The 17138-nt window shown below is 34.2% G+C and carries 16 protein-coding genes and 4 pseudogenes; 12 read left to right on the top strand and 8 right to left on the bottom strand.

The window, feature by feature from the left end; genetic code table 11:
• Positions 1-87: 87 nt before the first annotated feature.
• On the bottom strand, positions 88-540 hold the full coding sequence (locus tag INQ25_RS04555) for a hypothetical protein (protein WP_015589289.1): 453 nt from the start codon (positions 538-540) through the stop codon (positions 88-90).
• Positions 541-680: 140 nt separating this feature from the next.
• Between INQ25_RS04555 and INQ25_RS04550 the strand changes: the two genes are divergently transcribed.
• A complete protein-coding gene (locus INQ25_RS04550; RefSeq protein WP_010962945.1) occupies positions 681-1715 on the top strand; it encodes an aspartate-semialdehyde dehydrogenase in 1035 nt (344 codons plus the stop codon).
• A gap of 402 nt (positions 1716-2117) precedes the next feature.
• The gene (locus INQ25_RS06660) at positions 2118-2249 is read left to right on the top strand and encodes a hypothetical protein (RefSeq protein ID WP_255356250.1); all 132 of its coding nucleotides are present in this window, start codon (positions 2118-2120) and stop codon (positions 2247-2249) included.
• A gap of 348 nt (positions 2250-2597) precedes the next feature.
• Here INQ25_RS06660 and INQ25_RS04545 read toward each other — a convergent pair whose 3' ends face one another.
• Complete coding sequence (locus INQ25_RS04545; RefSeq protein WP_213863168.1) at positions 2598-3098, bottom strand: Smr/MutS family protein; 501 nt, start codon at positions 3096-3098, stop codon at positions 2598-2600.
• 92 nt (positions 3099-3190) lie between these two features.
• Between INQ25_RS04545 and rlmB the strand changes: the two genes are divergently transcribed.
• From rlmB to INQ25_RS04525, 4 genes are all read left to right on the top strand, one after another.
• Complete coding sequence (gene rlmB, locus INQ25_RS04540; protein WP_213863167.1) at positions 3191-3955, top strand: 23S rRNA (guanosine(2251)-2'-O)-methyltransferase RlmB; 765 nt, start codon at positions 3191-3193, stop codon at positions 3953-3955.
• 79 nt (positions 3956-4034) lie between these two features.
• Entirely contained in the window at positions 4035-4748 is a 714-nt protein-coding gene (locus INQ25_RS04535) for a Bax inhibitor-1/YccA family protein (protein ID WP_182309587.1), read from the top strand.
• A complete protein-coding gene (locus INQ25_RS04530) occupies positions 4749-5285 on the top strand; it encodes a cytochrome c oxidase assembly protein (RefSeq protein WP_213863166.1) in 537 nt (178 codons plus the stop codon).
• A gap of 170 nt (positions 5286-5455) precedes the next feature.
• Positions 5456-6433 carry a quinone oxidoreductase family protein gene (locus INQ25_RS04525; RefSeq protein WP_174515691.1) on the top strand — a complete coding sequence of 326 codons (978 nt, stop codon included), beginning with the start codon at positions 5456-5458 and terminating at the stop codon, positions 6431-6433.
• Between the two features lie 138 nt (positions 6434-6571).
• Here the strand turns inward: INQ25_RS04525 and INQ25_RS04520 are convergent, their stop codons facing one another.
• The 3 genes and pseudogenes from INQ25_RS04520 to INQ25_RS04505 form a co-directional block, all read right to left on the bottom strand.
• On the bottom strand, positions 6572-6751 hold the full coding sequence (locus INQ25_RS04520; RefSeq protein WP_213863165.1) for a hypothetical protein: 180 nt from the start codon (positions 6749-6751) through the stop codon (positions 6572-6574).
• Positions 6752-6780: 29 nt separating this feature from the next.
• Positions 6781-7729 (bottom strand): annotated as a pseudogene (locus tag INQ25_RS06995) (IS5 family transposase).
• Positions 7714-7866, bottom strand: a complete 153-nt coding sequence (locus INQ25_RS04505) for a hypothetical protein (RefSeq protein ID WP_155975182.1) — start codon at positions 7864-7866, stop codon at positions 7714-7716. Before INQ25_RS04505 ends, INQ25_RS06995 begins: the two are co-directional and overlap by 16 nt.
• A gap of 107 nt (positions 7867-7973) precedes the next feature.
• Between INQ25_RS04505 and INQ25_RS04500 the strand changes: the two are divergent.
• Positions 7974-8956: pseudogene (locus INQ25_RS04500) on the top strand (IS4 family transposase); the annotation flags it as partial.
• A gap of 193 nt (positions 8957-9149) precedes the next feature.
• Here the strand turns inward: INQ25_RS04500 and INQ25_RS04495 are convergent.
• A pseudogene (locus INQ25_RS04495) lies at positions 9150-10081 on the bottom strand (IS110 family RNA-guided transposase).
• A gap of 216 nt (positions 10082-10297) precedes the next feature.
• Here INQ25_RS04495 and INQ25_RS04490 point away from each other — a divergent pair.
• The 4 genes and pseudogenes from INQ25_RS04490 to INQ25_RS04475 form a co-directional block, all read left to right on the top strand.
• A pseudogene (locus INQ25_RS04490) lies at positions 10298-10705 on the top strand (IS4 family transposase); the annotation flags it as partial.
• A gap of 157 nt (positions 10706-10862) precedes the next feature.
• Positions 10863-12476, top strand: a complete 1614-nt coding sequence (locus INQ25_RS04485; protein ID WP_010962938.1) for a hypothetical protein — start codon at positions 10863-10865, stop codon at positions 12474-12476.
• Between the two features lie 177 nt (positions 12477-12653).
• Entirely contained in the window at positions 12654-13001 is a 348-nt protein-coding gene (locus INQ25_RS04480) for an IS630 transposase-related protein (protein ID WP_022626382.1), read from the top strand.
• 167 nt (positions 13002-13168) lie between these two features.
• Positions 13169-13504 (top strand): transposase, encoded by a 336-nt coding sequence (locus tag INQ25_RS04475; RefSeq protein WP_213863163.1) that lies wholly within the window; start codon positions 13169-13171, stop codon positions 13502-13504.
• A 416-nt stretch (positions 13505-13920) separates the two neighbouring features.
• On the opposite strand, the gene ubiB is transcribed toward INQ25_RS04475, so the two are convergent.
• On the bottom strand, positions 13921-15351 hold the full coding sequence (ubiB, locus tag INQ25_RS04470) for a 2-polyprenylphenol 6-hydroxylase (protein ID WP_213863162.1): 1431 nt from the start codon (positions 15349-15351) through the stop codon (positions 13921-13923).
• Positions 15348-16088: a metal ABC transporter ATP-binding protein gene (locus tag INQ25_RS04465; protein WP_213863161.1), complete on the bottom strand. Its 741-nt coding sequence runs from the start codon at positions 16086-16088 to the stop codon at positions 15348-15350. The genes ubiB and INQ25_RS04465 overlap by 4 nt, the downstream gene beginning before the upstream one ends.
• On the opposite strand from INQ25_RS04465, the gene INQ25_RS04460 reads away from it, so the two are divergent.
• Positions 16080-16961, top strand: a complete 882-nt coding sequence (locus INQ25_RS04460; RefSeq protein ID WP_010962934.1) for a zinc ABC transporter substrate-binding protein — start codon at positions 16080-16082, stop codon at positions 16959-16961. The genes INQ25_RS04465 and INQ25_RS04460 overlap by 9 nt on opposite strands.
• The last annotated feature ends 177 nt before the right edge of the window (positions 16962-17138 follow it).

Genomic DNA, 17138 nt, shown 5'->3' with positions numbered 1-17138 from the left:
TACTTTTTGTTTCAATATTTGTACATGAGCCATGCATCTGAACAGATACAATGTTATAACTAGAGATAATTTTTAAATGATTGATATTTATGAACTACGACTTTTCTTGTTGTCCACTTGTTCAACATTACCCTTCTCAAGTTTACTATCTACTTCTTTTGTGTGTTCATCATCTATACTAGTTTCATCTTTTATCTTACTAGGGTAATCTTCCTGCGATTTTTTATATGCTTCCATGTTGTCATATATAGGGTTACTGATGATTTCTATTTTTTCAGGTGTGAAAATCCTTGCTAAAAATCTCCTTATTATTGGTATTGACCTTAAGAGATCTCTTAGCTTTGAAGATTCTTGTCTTTTGTTTAGAGACTGTTGGTCTATTTTAGAGGTTTTTACACCATACTTTTTATCATCAAAATTTATTGTAGGCTTTCTTTTATTCGAAAGAACACTTTGGGCCTTTGATCCATTGGTTCCTTCAGGCCCTTGAGGTGTAGACATTGCAGGTTTAACCTTAGTTTCATCGTATTCCTTACTCATCTTTCATTTCACTATGTAATATTACTAATATTGCATAATAATAGCTAAATTACAATTAATTGCAAGGTAAAAATATTAAAACAATTGTAAATTTTGTCAGTAAAAATATAATAGAACTTTAAAATTAGAGGTTCATCTATATGAGATACAAAATTGCTGTTATTGGAGCAACCGGAAGAGTAGGGCGTGAGGTATTAAGCACGCTTGCTGAATTTCAAGATGAGGCGATAGATTGCGTTATTGCACTTGCATCGAAAAAATCAGAAGGGAAGAAGGTGAGCTTTGGTGACAAAGAGTTAACAGTTTTATGCCTTGAGGATTATGACTTCGTTGGAACTAATGTAGCCATTTTCTGTGCTGGATCTCATGTTTCTGAAGAGTATGTACCAATTGCAACACAGGCTGGATGCATCGTGATAGATAACAGTTCCCATTTTAGAATGAAAGAGGGTGTGCCACTCATTATTCCAGAGATTAATAAAGAAAAAATTATGGAATATAAAAACCACAACATAATATCCAATCCAAACTGTACTACAATACAGATGCTGCTAGTACTACATCTATTACACCAAAAAGCAAAAATAAAGAGAATCGTTGCTTCAACTTATCAATCAACTTCTGGTGCAGGCAAAGCAGCAATGGATGAGCTCTATGACCAGACAAAAAAAATCTTTATGAACGAAGCTAAAAAACCCAAGATATTCTCTAAGCAAATAGCATTCAATTGCATTCCCCATGTAGGAGAATTCATGGAAAATGGCTCTACAGAAGAGGAATGGAAAATGCAAGAGGAGACAAAAAAAATTTTAGAGGAAGATATAAAAGTTACTGCAACTTGTGTAAGGGTACCCGTCTTTATCGGTCACGCTATGGCAGTAAATGTGGAATTTGATCAACATATCACTGAAGAACAAGCTCGTGAAGTGCTAAGTGAAGCCGAAGATAGTGGAGTTTTAGTGTACAACAGGCGTGAAGATAGTGAATACATAACTCAAATTGATGTTGTACAGGAGAATGCTGTATATGTATCGCGTATTAGAAGAGACAATACTGTTGAGCACGGATTAAATATGTGGATAGTGGCTGACAACCTGCGCAAAGGCGCAGCATTAAATATAGTGCAGATTCTTGAGATTTTGATAAGAGAGCATTTGTCAATCAAGTGCATATAGAGCGCACGTACGTTGTAATTCGAAGGAAATTGTATATCACATGGCAGCGCGTGACGCTGGAATGGCTTTGTTGCATCGCTACTTATGAAAGGCTAACTATAATTAGGATTATAAGCAACTTATTGAAAATCTTGTTTTTTTTGCAATCAATCTGATCAAATTTAAGAATAGTAACTTGTTATTTATATTAATAAATTTAATTCTATTGAAAATAGCTAAAGCATTGAAATTCTTGAATTTTAGCCGGATTAGTGAGTGGTAGTGAAATTTCTTTTACTCAAAATTAGGTATTCACTGACCGTTCTTGTTATAAATACCAGAATAATAAGCTACTGATATTCTCCACCTTTTTTATCTTTAATCCATCATAGCTAGCGATGCAACAAAGCCGGCTGGATTCCAGTGTCAAGCACTGGAATGACACCATTTGCTGTGCAGTTTACCTTCAAAAATGAATGTTCGTACAGCTATGGAATAAATCGCGGTATGACGGTTCGCAGCGGTATAGTAACTCGTCACCCCGCTACTTGTTAGCGGCTGAGATACCGCGGCGGTATGACGTAGAAGCTATACTTTTATACTCACCAACTCAGTATCCAATCTGGATCCAAGTAGTCAAGCTATTCGGATGACACCCTCATAAAGTGAAATGAGATCCCGCTAACACGTAGCGGGATGACGAGAAAGGGGCTACTCGGATGACACCCTCATAAAGTGAAATGAGATCCCGCTAACACGTAGCGGGATGACGGGAAAAGAGGTACTGGGAGACATCCTTCCTGGTAGACCCAAATCACAATGTTTGCACAGTTGTGCGTCACGCGCTGCCGAACACTGTATGGTTATACAAGAAAAATTAAGGCTTAAAAGGAATTTTAAGTATCAGGACTCAAGGTTTTTATTCCTTCTTAATAAAACATAAAAAGCCCCTTTACCACCATGTTTTTTCGTAGCTTGTTGGTAGTATAGAACCATATGCTGGATTTTAGTGTCATTTAACCATTTATTTAAGTTACTCTTTATAGTGTCTGTTTTGTTTGTTGCACTGCCGTATCCCGTAATTACCAATAAACATCTATTTCCTGCTCGATAATTTTTGATAATAAAATCTATCAATTTACAGTAAGCATCCTCTATATTATAGCCATGCAAATCGAGCTTATCGCTTATAAAATATTTACCCCTATCAATCTTTGATTTTGTGTTGTAGTCAAGACAAAATGATGAGTTACCATTATTGGTATTAAGAAAATTCCCTTGTAAGTCGGAGGTACCTTTATCAACCATAGACTTTATATTTACTTTATGATCAACTTTCAAAGTAACTTTTCCACATTTTATTGGCTTAACATTTTTTTGCCAATCCAACTCATCGTCCGACATAAACGCATTAATCGAATTGTATAATTTTACAACAATATTCAAACATAGTAAAATGTTGCTTATTCTATAAAAACCCGATTTTCAATAATACGATGAAATCGTCAAAAACTAATGAGAATTTTTGGCTGTATGGAAAGCACACCTGCATGTCAGCACTGAAGAATAAAAATAGGCGGTGTATAGAACTGTTAGCAACAGAAAATTTCTATAGAGAGCACAAAAAAGAAATTAGGCAATGTGTAGACAGTAAGGGCATTAAAGTTCGATTAGTAGAAAGCAAAATACTTAATGACGTTTTACCCAAAGGTGCTAACCATCAGGGAATTGCTTTAAATGTTGCCCCTATTCTTTATAACTTAAGCATTGAAGAAATAGCTGAAAGCTCGAACGATAGCTCTACTATAGTCATTTTAGATCAAGTCACTGACACGCACAATATTGGGTCGATTTTAAGAACTTCAGCTTGTTTTAATGTCGACGCATTGGTTTTACCACATAACCATTCACCAAGTGAAAATGCATCTATTGCAAAAGCAGCAAGTGGAGCATTGGATATTGTCCCACTAATATACGTTACAAATATAGTAAAAACTATGCAGTATTTAAAAAAGGTCGGTTACTGGTGTTATGGGTTTGATTGCAATACTAAAGAAAATATAGATGAAATAAAGAGTTTTGAGAAAAAAAGAGTAATTATTTTTGGTTCCGAAGAGAAAGGAATGCGGAGGTTAGTTAAAGAAAACTGTGATTATCTTTTAAAAATACCAATGTCAAATGCAATTAACAGTTTAAATGTTTCAAATGCAGCAGCAATAGGCCTATATTCTATTTATATTAAAACAAATGCCAGCGCATAGCTGTTTATAATAAAAACACTTGATAAAAATATGGTTTTATATTATAATGTGTTAAGTAATGGATAAAAGGAGTTATATTATGTCTTACATGAGAAATGAACAGGATATTCGCTCTCAAGGCGCTTACTACAGTGCTGGGCTTAGAAGTTACCTAACTAAAGTATATAATTATATGGCTTTAGCTTTAGGCGTTACAGGGCTTGTCGCGTTCCTAACGGTGTTTTCAGGTCTTTTTCAGGTAATTCATTCTAATCCAGTCCTGTTGTATACAGTAATATTTTCTCCACTTGTACTAGTGTTTTTTGTATACCCTAAAATTCTACATCTTAGTGTTCAGTCTGCATTCACCATATTTTTTGCGTTTGCAGTATTAATTGGAATGTCTTCATCCTATATTTTCATAATTTATACTGCAGAAAGTATAGCAAGAGCATTTTTCATTACATCAATCATGTTCGGCTCTATGGCTTTGTATGGTAACATCACAAAAAGAGATCTAACAAGTATGGGCTCTTTTTTGAGAATGGGAGTCTGGGGATTAATTATAGCATCTGTAGTGAATTTGTTCCTTGGAAGTGGTCCACTCGATTTTGCAATATCATTCATATCGGTAATAGTGTTTACTTTAAAAACTGCATCTGACGCTCAGAGAATCAAGGATGTTTATTACAAGTATAATGATGGTTCAGAAGCTGCTACTACTAAGCTGGCAATACTTGGTGCAACTAGTCTTTACCTAGACTTTATCAATATATTTCTCAGTTTGCTCAGGTTACTTAATAACAGGGACTAAATGTTCTCCTTTTTAAGGAGAAATGATAAAAATTCTATAGTCTTCTTTTTAATATCTTTAGTTGTGTCGATGATATGTCTTACATATGCATCGGTGCCTCTATATAGCATTTTTTGTAAAGCTACTGGGTATGGTGGCACAATAAGAAAAGTAACTAACACAACAACAAATATAACTAACCAAAAGATCAGGGTCCATTTCAATGCTGATATAATGTCCGATCTACCTTGGGAATTTAAATCAGAAACTAACTATGTTGATGTAAACATAGGAGAACAAAGTTTAGCTTTTTATTACGCAAAAAATCTATCTGATCAGCCTTCATTTGGAATGGCGGTGTATAATGTTACGCCTTTCAAAGCAGGTAAGTATTTCAATAAAATTGCATGCTTTTGTTTTGAAGAGCAAATGTTGCTACCAAAACAAAAAGCAGCTATGCCCGTATCTTTCTATATAGATCCTGAGATAATGCTTGATAGTAATACAAAAGATTTAAGTGAAATAACGCTATCATACACGTTTTTTAAGCTTAAGTAACAGAATGTTTGCAAACCGTGTCATTTCAGTAATCAATAGGGTGTCATCCGAGTAGCTGACACTGGGATGACAGGAGGTAACGCAAGAAGTCTATTGATTGTGAAAACAATAACTTTGCAAAATATTAATTGTTAGATAACATAATCAAAGTTTTTGTCTTAATATTCATCATGGTTAGAGCTATACAAATAAAAAAAACTGGGGGACCAGAAGTATTAGAATTTGTAGATAAGAGTATAGGTGAGCCAAAAGGCGAGGAAGTCTTAGTGCGTCACACAACTATCGGCTTAAATCGTTATGATTTAGAGCACAGAAAAGGTACGCGCAAAATTAAAAATTTACCATCAGTGCTTGGGGTAGAAGCAGTGGGAGTTATTGAAAAGCTTGGTAAAAAAATCAGTGATGGGTTGAAGGTCGGAGATAGAGTTGGATATTGCACAGCTCCTCCAGGGGCATATTGTGAAAAGCGCATTATACACCAGAAATATCTGATAAAAATTCCAGATGACATATCTGATGAAGTTGCTGCTGCAGTGCTGTTTAAAGGTATGACAGCTCACTATTTAGTTAATCAATCTTATAAAGTTAGGCCTGGTGCTTTCGTGCTAGTTCATGGGGCTAATGGTGGTTTAGGACAAATAATATGCCAATGGGCAAAGGATAAAAAAGGTGTAGTGATAGGTTCTGTAAGCTCTGATGAAAAAATGAAGATAGCTTTACAAAGTAGCTGCACATACGCAATAAACTACAATGATAAAGACTTCGTTTCTAAAATTATGGAGATTACGCAAAACAGAGGAGTAGGTGCAGTATATGACCCCATAGGTTACGCTACAAGCAAGCTTTCTTTTGAATCTTTAGGCAGGTTCGGCATATACGTTTCCTATGGGCAGATATCAGGTAACGCTCCTATTAGTTTTTCTTTACTTAGTTCACGTTCGTTATTTGCAACTGGAACCTCAATATACCATTATAAGCATGATAGATTCACATTAGTGCTTACCACAATGGAAATCTTCGAGATGATAAGAAAAAAACTTTTAACTGTACGGATCAATAAAAAATATAAATTTGATGAAATAATTCAAGCACATCGTGATATGGAAAATAGAAAAGCGAGTGGGTTAAATATTATCAAAATCTCTTAAATAAATTAGTAATTTAAACTAACCATTCATTAAGTCATATCAACTAGAACTTCACATATTTAATTCTCCTTTTGGGGGAATTAAAAGCATATAGCTAAACTGACTTAGATTTACCGACAACCGTCATCCCGCTACGTGTTAGCGGAATCTATACCGCGAATAGACTTCTTGCATAACCCAAATTAAGTAGAAAAAGGTATCATCCGAGTAACTGACACTGGTTCCTTTATGACGGTAGTAGCCCCCTTCTCCTGTCATTCCAGTGCTCCCTTTCTTGTCATCCAAGTAGCTGACACTGGGATGGCTTTGTTGCATCACACTTTATGAGATGGTGATTTATGGTAAATTCATGTAACTATCTCAAATTTAGCCATACCAATATCAGTGAATTTATTAAGCAAATAGCATTTGATTAGCAGTTCTTTTTCTCGATTTATCTCAGATTTATTCCTAAAACTAAATCCGAATATTTGCTTTAATCTTGAGAAAAACCCTTCAATATAAGATCTTTTCCCATAATTTACTTCTTTTTTCCATTCTTTCATGCCATCTTCACCGTATAATTTTATTAACCTAATAGCAGCATTCCTGTCAGACATATAATCTATTTCTGGATGTTCTGCCGCATTGTTTATTGGTGGAATTTTTGTCTTTATATCATATTCGTTACACAACTTATAAAACTTGTGCCTATCACATGCTCTATCTGCATATAGTGCTTTTATGGCATGCTGAAAATCAACTTCTTTTAGCAAATCACAAGCTCCATAGTGATCAGAGTAGACACCGTTACTGTATTTTACAGCTATGGCTTTTTTGTTGTTTATATTCAACATTACGTGCAATTTTCTCGTTTGCTCATAGCCACGATATTTTCTGTCAGTGCTATTTTCCTTCAGGAGTGTTGTTGTATATACTAATTCCTGTACTGTCTATAGCAATTTCGATATCTTCCATATTATTTTTATCAATTCTGCAATCATTTATCTTAATATTAAGTTTCTTAAACCTTCTTGATGCTTGTGAATAGCTGATAACTGCCAAATCTCTTCCTATTTGTTGCAAATACCCTTTTATAAACCCGACTGTTTGTCTTAAACCAATTCTAAAGAAACTGACGATTATATGCACCAAAATCACAACTTTATCACTATAAATATAGTTGCCGCCCTGCATTTTTGGACAATTCTCGTACCAATTTTCTATGGCGTCATTGATATAACAAAAAATGCTTCCTCTTTCTTGGAGAAATTTGTTATATTCATGGCAGTTACTGACTCTCATTTTTTGTGGCATATTTTTTCTTCAACAGTTAAATGGCTATTTATAATGAATTTTGTCAGTAACTGCCAGTTCTTTTCACTTGAGCGATGCAACAAAGCCCACTGGGATCCAGTTTCACCTTGTGATGGTGTCATGAAAGTAGCTGACACTGGTTTCCATCCAAGACGGTGTCATTCCTTACTATTACCCACAAATATAAATGGACTAAAAAGTAAAATATTACAATATTAAAGTTTGCAAATATTGAGGGTGTAAAATGGCAAGTAAAAGTAGTGAATGGGCTAAAAATGAATTTGGAGATAAAAGGTTAACTGAGCGATTAGTAAAGATTGCTGATATGTTTGACAAAATTACCTGAAAGTTAGATTAATCAAGCATGTGAAAGTTGGTCAGAAGCAAAAACAGCATAACGTTTTTTTCAAAATGAGAATGTAAAAGAAAGTGATATTTTAGCTACACATATTAATAAGACGGTTGAGAGAACAAAAGCTCACAAGAGGGTTCTTGTCATTCAAGATACCAGTTACATTGTATATAATAACCATAAAAAAACAAGCGGATTAGCAAATTTGTCCAGTTATGATACTGCAAAAGGTATTATAATGCATACAGCTCTTGCCGTTAGTATAGAAGGTTTGGTACTAGGGATACTAGATCAAAAAGTTTATTCAAGACCTGAAGAAACTGAGAACCTTAAAAAAAAGAGCGATCGCATTGAAGATAAAGAAAGCGTAAAGTGGTTGGAAACTTTAAGAAAAACAAATAATATTATTGATCCAACTCAAACTGAGACTATAACTGTATGCGATAGAGAAGCAGATATATATGACTTTTTTGAGCTTGCACATAATCTTAATTCGGCAGTGCTAGTTAGAGCATGCAGAGATAGAGCAGTAAATAGAAAATCTCGATATCCTGAAAAAGGTGAGCAGAAGTTATGGGCATTTATTAAATCCTCTCATTGTGCAGGTACGGTAGAAGTTGAAGTTCCTGTAAAAGATAATAAGCCAAAAAGAACAGCACGTTTGGAAGTTAGATTTGGAAAGTTTATGATGAATCCATCTAAGAATAATATTAGGCATAAGACGGAAGAACTACCTAAATTACCACTTTATGCAGTTTATGTTGTTGAGAAAACTCCCCTTCCCTTAAAAAAAACCGCTAGAATGGATGCTATTAACGAATCTTTCAGTTAATACTTTCGATGAAGCTGTTGAAAAAATTAGTTGGTATCAACTATGTTTTTTAAAAATTTTTTTATTTGTGTAATTTTGCAAATTATATGGGCAATAAAAACCCGTTTGTCATAGAAATAGAATTTTATATCAAACAGCTACCACAGCAATTTCTGCTTAAGCTAATGAATATGTGCTTTAAGTCTGTGTGGACGCACATATTTATTAGCCAATTTCAGTTACCGTTGTGAAGATTTTTAAGTATGCAAATTAATTGCTTCTTTAAGTCTTGTATTAGCAATTACTATAATTTTACGCATTAGGGCTGTTATAGCCACCATCTTCTTCTTACCACTTTCAACAAGCTTAGAATAAAAGGCGCCAAGTATAGATTTTGACCTTGTAGCAGCCATAGCGGCTGTAAAGAGCTTTGAACGAACGTTACTTCTACCACCTGTAATCCTTCGGTAACCAACAGCTTTACCACTTTCTTTTGGATGCGGTGCAACTTCGGCAAGACTTGCTACTTCTTTTCTATTTAAGTAACCAAGCTCTGGCATTAAACACAAAAAATCTTGTGATAACTTTTTACCTATTCCAGGAACTGTTTTAAGAATTTTTTGGCGTTGTTGTAATTCGCGGCTTTCATCAATAATCTTTTGTATAGTATCATTGAGTTCGTTTATTTGACTATCGAAAAACTCAATGGTCTTTTGACAGCTTTCTTTTATATGATCATTTTCCGGTGCTTCAAGTCTGCATTTTTCTTGAGTTCTCATTTGCGTAATATCATCACGACGTTGACAAAGTGCAGCCAAAGTTGATTGTTCTGTAGAGGTAGGTACAAATAGAGAGATAGTTCTATGGCGCATATTGAGCAAGAGCTCTTGCATCTAGACTTTGCTAAAGTTCCGTGAGATAAAATAAAGCTTTTTACTTTACGAGTATTAGCTCGATGCACGGCAATATTTTTGTCGGTAAGAAAATGTGATAAGCCAAGCTCATATTTCCCTGTATTTTCTAAAGTCACTAAAGCATTAGGTAGAATATCTGAAAACTCTTGAAATAATTGTTGCCAACCAGAAGCATTATTATCAAATTCGACAGCATTCTTCTGTTTGTGAATTGCAACGACATTTTTAAATTTTCCGATGTCAATGCCAATAAAATTTTGATAAGATGTAACCATAATAAACCTCGATAGTTTTAGTTAATTTAAGATTGTAAACGGGTGCATATATATGTCCCAAGCAACTATTCAAACGTATCGAGAGATAGGGCTAGCGTACCTTGATACCAACGGTTGTAATACCAATTTCCTTTCGGTCGCGCACGCCCGCTATTCCTAGTGAGCAGGGTTATCTTTCTCTCTTATCTCTTTTATATCACGTTTTTAACTTACAATTGCCTTAGATGGAAAATAGAGATATTACATAAAATTTTAAATCCGGTCTCAAAGTTGAAGAATGTAGGCTTGGAATAGCAGAAAGACTAATGAGATATCTAACAGTTATGAGTATTATTGCTTGGAGGATCTTCTTTATTACATCAATTGCAAGAGCTAACCCAACATTACCATGTACTACCTTATTAGCTGAAGAAGAATGGAAAGTTTTATACGTTAAAATACACAGAAAACCATGTCCAAGTGTAGTTCCCAACATAAAAGAAGCTGTTTCATGAACTTGGAGGCCATTTAGCAAGAAAAAATGACCCAAAACCAGGACCAATTACTCTTTGGAAAGGATATAAACGTCTCTTTGATTTAGCAGAAGGATGGCGACTTGCTCACGAACTTTATATTTGTGGGTAATAGTAAGTTGTTAGGGGGATCTGGAGATACCGCGGCGGTATGACGTAGGGAAATCTTACTTATTATAGCTATAGTTCTACATGAATTACAAAAGTAATATTTACTAGATCTTAATATTTTAGATCTATATTTTAATAAATAATGAGCTGTAATTAGTATGAATAATCCATTTAAAAGTGAGAACTATAAAAAAAATCTCGATTCTCTGATCAAAGCTGTAAAGCTAGGAAATGCAGAGAAACAATATAACAAAACGTTAAGGGATTTATCTCATGCATTAGAAGGTTTTACAGGTGAGGCAAAAGGTATAGCTGAGTTTGTTATATATACTGACTTGAACAATTATGTAGAACAGCCATTAGGTCTTTTTAAAACATTAATGAATAGAATTTTGGGAAAAAATTTTCCAACCAAGAACAGTAGTATAAGTAATTTTGTAAATGATGAGTTGTCAAGTTTCACTTTAGAAACAGCAGCTAAGTATACAAGAATTTTAAAAAAAATTGATCTCTTGGAACAATTAGAAAAAGATTTCAGAAAAAATAATATTTTAAAAGATTCTTTAAATTTAGAACAAAGTGAAAAGAGTCAAGGAAAAGATAGATCACACGAAGTGAGTTTGGAAGGTAGAAAGCAAAAGGAAGGTACTTTTGAGCTGCGAAAAGAAGAACAGCCGAAAGAAAAATTAGGTGGTAATCGCATGAGGCAAATAAAGCGACCAACAACAGCACCTCCGGCTGCTCCAGATTCGAGGAAGGTACGCTTTAAATCAGAAATATCCTCAGATGGAGAAAGCAAGGCAAAGTCTACATCTTCTTTACTAAAAGGAGCTAATAGTTTTAGTATGCCTGATGCTAAGGAAAATCCTTCTGAGGATTCAGGCTATGAAAGTTCATTAGATCAGGGGTCTGAATATGAAGACATATCAAATTATCAAGAGAAAAAGCAAAAGGAAAATCCTTTATATGAGCAGAGAGAAGATTCAGGCTATGGAAGTTCATTAAATGAAGAGTCTGTATACAAAGAGATATCAAATTATCAAGAGAAGAAGAGTAAAATTTTAATAGAAAATTCGCAGAGTTCAAAATCGCCCAAAGAAGAGCCAATTTATGCAACAGTTCCTAAAGAACATATAGAAGCAAAAAGAGAACGTAAGCAGAAACAACAACCTCAATCCCTCGTACCACCAAAACCACCGCAAGTGCCAAAAAAAATGTTTACTACTGGTCAAGAAGTTAGACAAGAATCGAAAGTGGTAATCAAAGATAAACCTGCAGTACCGCCAAAGCCTAAAAATCTAAGCCGTGCTAATCAAAAAGTAAGCACAGAGCCAAAAGTAGTAGGAGTAATTCTTAAAAAATCAGCTGAAAGAGTACCACTAAAATCTGAAAATCAAGACAATAGGAAATCAGCACAAAAAGCTGCTGGTAAGGCGATACCAAAAGTAGCAGCAGCTACTATGAAAGGAGGAGCTAATCGCGAGATGGGCAGTAAAGTAAAGGCATTAAAAGAAAAATTTGAGCAAAATCAAGCAAAAGGAAATGCTAATGTACAGCTTGCTGAAAGCAAAACCACTCCAGCAGCACAAGCGGATATCGGTGTGAAGAAAAAACAATCTCATTCATTTCTAACAGAGAATAAAAGATCTGCAACGAAACACGTAACAGCAAAATCTGATCCAAAATCTCATGTCAGCAAAAATTCCCTTCTCACGCATGCAAATGTAAAGGAAATGGTTGCACAAATTGAGAAAGGAAAAGGAGGAAGATAGTAACATTTGGGAAAAAAACATATGTGTCAAGTCAAGAGATTGTGAGCAAATTTAGGAAATTATAGCTAAACTGACTTAGATTTACCGACAATTTGAAAAACCGTCATTCCGCTAACTATAGTATTTTCAAAAGCGAATGATAAAGGTATAATATGTTTTTTTAAAGTAGGGAAAGCGATGGTATATAGTGTAGATTTAAGGGAAAAAGCAGTGTCTTTGGTAGAAAAAGGAAAGTCAAAGGTTGAAGTTGCAGAGGTTTTTGAGATAGGGATAGCAACACTATATAGATGGCTAAAAAAGAAAGCTACTGGCCAAGGTCTCAAAGCGGTAAAAAGTACTGGTTTTATTCGAAAAATAGATCCAGAAATACTCAAAGAATATGTCAAAAAACACCCAGATCACACACTAGCAGAAATGAAACAAAACCTTGGCTTTGGGATAAGTGCAATTTGGTATAGATTAAGACAGCTAAAAATAACCTTTAAAAAAAGTCACATTCTATCAAGAGCGCAATCAAGAAGATAGGCAGCAATTTATCGATAAAGTTTCAAAAATAGACCACTGTAGCATTTTATATATAGATGAAGCAGGAGTTGATAATAGACTATACCGAGAATATGCACGAGCTCCAAGAGGAGAAAAAATATATGCTGATGTTCCAGGAAAAAAGCGGGAAAGAGTGAGTATAATAGGTGGATGAGAAGTTTATTGCACCAATGACCTTCACAGGAGGGTGTAATAAAGATATATTTAATGTATGGTTAGAGCGAAGATTACTTCCACAATTACAGCGTGATGCAACCATAGTTATGGATAATGCTACATTCCATAAAACTCCCAAAACAAAGTCATTAATAGAGTCTTTTGGCTGTCATTTGCTTTATCTTCCAACATATTCACCTGATCTAAATCCGATAGAGCATTGTTGGCACACCATCAAAAGTTGCCTCAGACCTCTAATGCATCAATGTACAGACTTACACCTTTTAGTTGGTAATACCATTTTAGACGTTTATCATTCGTTTTAGAAAATACTATAGTTGAAATAGCGCAGTTACTCACCCCATAAATTTGGTGCTCTCTTTCAATCAAAGGTGTCTTGCTGCTTGAAATGTTTTCTTTGTAAAAATTTGGCTTATCTTTATATCATCTCATTCAAACAGCATTAACATAACTTATGCCTTTTTTGGATGTAGAAATTTTCTAGGAATTGTCTTTTTGAATTCTATGGTATTTTGTTTAACATTGAAACAAGAGGCCAGTGTCACGCACTGGCATGACACCCATTTGTTCCTATAGTTGTCTTTTCTCGTCTACCTTATTTTGCCACTCTGCTGAACAGATACATAAAGAAAGTGGAAAATTGGACATTCTCAACTCGGCTCCTGCAGATTAAAAATTAAGTTGAATAAAAATTGGGCTTAACGCAGTTTTTTCCCACAGTTTAAGAAATTAAAAATTTAACAATTAGAATTATAATTACAGACCACAGTAAAAAATAGACTTTTCCATTTGATTTATTTTTAATTTGGATGTTTTCTAATTTTTTATCAGCTATTAGGTTTAATTTTTCTATAAGGCTAAATATCCCTTGGATTGTTTTTACAGGATAAGAACTTCTAATTTTTTCCCTATACCCTATTTTACTTTCATGTTGACTGCTTATCCACGCTTCAACTACTTTCCACATATTGATTTCTGGGTAGATCTTTCTACATGTCCCTTCCAGTAAAATCATAGTTTTCTGCAGCAATAACAATTGTGTTTGAACTTTCATATCAAAATCACCAGTTATTTTTAATAGCTGAGCAAGTAAACTAGCAAATGAAATCTTCTGTATAGGCTGCCCAATAATGGGTTCACCTATTGCCCTGCAAGCTGTGACAAAATTTCTATGCTGTGATGAAACATAACCAGCTTTAAAGTGCATTTTTGCAACGTGATCATAATCCCGATTTAAAAAGCCTTTGAGTATCTCTATAACGTAATAGCATGTCTCACGATCTATTCTACCCATGATTCCACAATCCAGAGCAATAATATTGTTATTACTATCAACCATTAGATTTCCAGGATGCATATCAGCATGAAAAAAACAATCCCTGTATACCTGATTACAAAACGATTCTATAAGGTTGATGGCTATTTGCTTATGATTATTCAGTTTTTCAACTTCGTATATTGGCGTTGCTTCTATCCATTCTAATGTTAAAACCTTTTTTGCAGTTCTGTTCCAATCTATTTCAGGTACATAAAAACCTCTGTCATTTTTTGTGTTTTCCTTTAGTTCCGAAGAGTGAGCAGCTTCAAAACGTAGATCTAACTCTAATCGGCAAATTTCAGCAAAAGTTTTAACTAATTCAATTGGCCTCAGCCTTTTTGATTGTTCGCTAAATTTTTCTGCAATTTCTGCAAGCCAAGAAAGCATTTTTATATCTCTTGAGAATGTTTTCTCAATATTTGGCCTTAAAACCTTCACAGCAACTTCCTTACCCTCAGTTGTAACCGCTCTATGCACCTGAGAAATCGATGCTGCTGCAATTGGCTTTTCAGAAAAGCTTGAAAAAATGTCGCTCAATTTACAATTAAACTCACTTTCTATAGTTTTAACTGCTATTTTATGTGAAAATGATGGCAATCTATCACATATCAATAACAAGTTATTTGTTATATCCTCATTTAAAACATCAGTACGTGATGAGATAGACTGCCCAAACTTAATGAACACCGGACCTAATTTTTCAAGAGCACGCTTTAGTTTATGGCCTTGTATCTTATTTATTGATTTCTTTGATGGTGGAAGTAAATAAGGTAATATATTGTAACGCGTCAGCACTGTAGTTATGTGCAGAAGACGCAAAATATTTTGAATCATTTCGCTGCGTAACTGCTAAATATTTCATTTAGGGTTTTATCCTTCATAATCTCACCAGGCTTACCTTGGCAGTAGACAGTATTATTTATACAAATTATGTAATCTGAGCATGGTAGAGCAGAGTTAAGATCATGAGAAGTCATAAGAATCGATACCAATCGTTTTTTTGCTATTTTGCTTATAATATCATAGAACTTAGCCCGTGCGTTAATATCCATTGCACTAACTGGCTCATCTAGAATGATCAAGTCAGGCTCTGCAATTAAACAACGTGCAAGCAGTAATAATTGTGTTTGCCCTGCAGAAATTTCTAACACTTGATTTTTCAAAATGTTACCGATACCAGCCAACTCTATCGTTTCTGTAATAATGGATTGATTTTTCTTTAGTCTTTTCAAGGAGCTATTTAAAAGAAAATATTCAACTGTTATTGGCATCAAATTACTAATACTAAAATTTTGCGGCATGTAGCTAATTTTTGTGTTCTCAGCTAACACAATATTTCCAGTATAATTTTTATTTATACCAGCAATTGCTTTCACTAAAGAGGTTTTACCTCCACCATTTGGACCAAGTATTGTAATTATGTCTCCTCTTTCCATGAACATATTGATATTATCAAGGATTCTTTTACCATCATATACGAGAGCAAGATTTTCTATTTTTAGAACACGATTATTGACATTATTCAATTTATTGACAAAATTTAACTTCTTCTCAACGTTTATATGAGACATTTACTGGCTTTTTTTCTATTACTTTCACTTACACTATACTATAATATTGCCTTTTCATCCAATTTAAAAGTTGTAGCTACAATCAAACCTATCCACTCACTTGTAGCTTCTGTTACAGAAGGGATTTTAGAACCGGAATTGCTTGGCTATGCAACATCTGCACATAATTATATATTAAAGCCATCTGATGCGAGTAATTTAGAATCAAGTGACGTTATATTTTATGTTGACGATAACTTAGAGACGTTTGTTCAAACTTTCGCCAAAAATAATAAAGAACTAGTGCAATTGTCAAAGGCAATCAACCTACTTCCTACTCGGCCACATTCATTTTCTAGAAAAATCACTCACATTCAAGATGAAAAAGATTTACACATGTGGCTGAGTCCCGAAAATGCAAAGAGCATGATACTTTCTATAAGTGCAACATTGTCTGACATAGATAAAGGAAATTCCCATCGATACAGTTCTAATGCAACAAAAGCTATAAAAAAAATAGACCAAGAAGTAAAAGAAATCATGAAAGAACTGAATGATTTTAAAAATCAAAAATACATCGTTACTCACGATGCTTATCAATATTTTGAAAAATATTTCGGTCTAAATCATCCAAGCGCTATTCTTTCCATAGAAGAGGATTCTTACATAGGTATGAAGAGTTTAATGAAGCTAAAAAAGATAATGAAGGAAGAAAACGTTAAATGTATATTTGCTCATTCACAGGAAGATAGCATAAAGCCTAACGCCCTTTCTAATGACGCAAAAATGGTAGTTCTTGATCCTATTGGATCAGACATAGAGCCTGGAAAAGATGCATATCTAGCTATAATCAATAGCATTGCACAAAATTTTAAGTCTTGTTTTGTTGAGTAATAAGTTCCCTTTTAGCTTACTGTTTTATTGTTCTACAAATCAAGAAGAAGTGAGTTTACAACAAATGGTGTCATTCCAGTCTGGAATCCAGCTTTTTCATAATCATCAAAACGTTGTATTTTAACATAAAATGGCTACTTTTATGCTTACTAACTTAATAAAATTCCTGGATCCCAG

This window comes from Wolbachia endosymbiont of Rhagoletis cerasi (genome assembly GCF_018454475.1).
In the GTDB taxonomy this organism is placed as follows: Bacteria; Pseudomonadota; Alphaproteobacteria; order Rickettsiales; family Anaplasmataceae; genus Wolbachia; species Wolbachia pipientis.
Note: the sequence above shows the minus strand (reverse complement) of the source record. Positions and strands in the feature narration are given on the sequence as shown.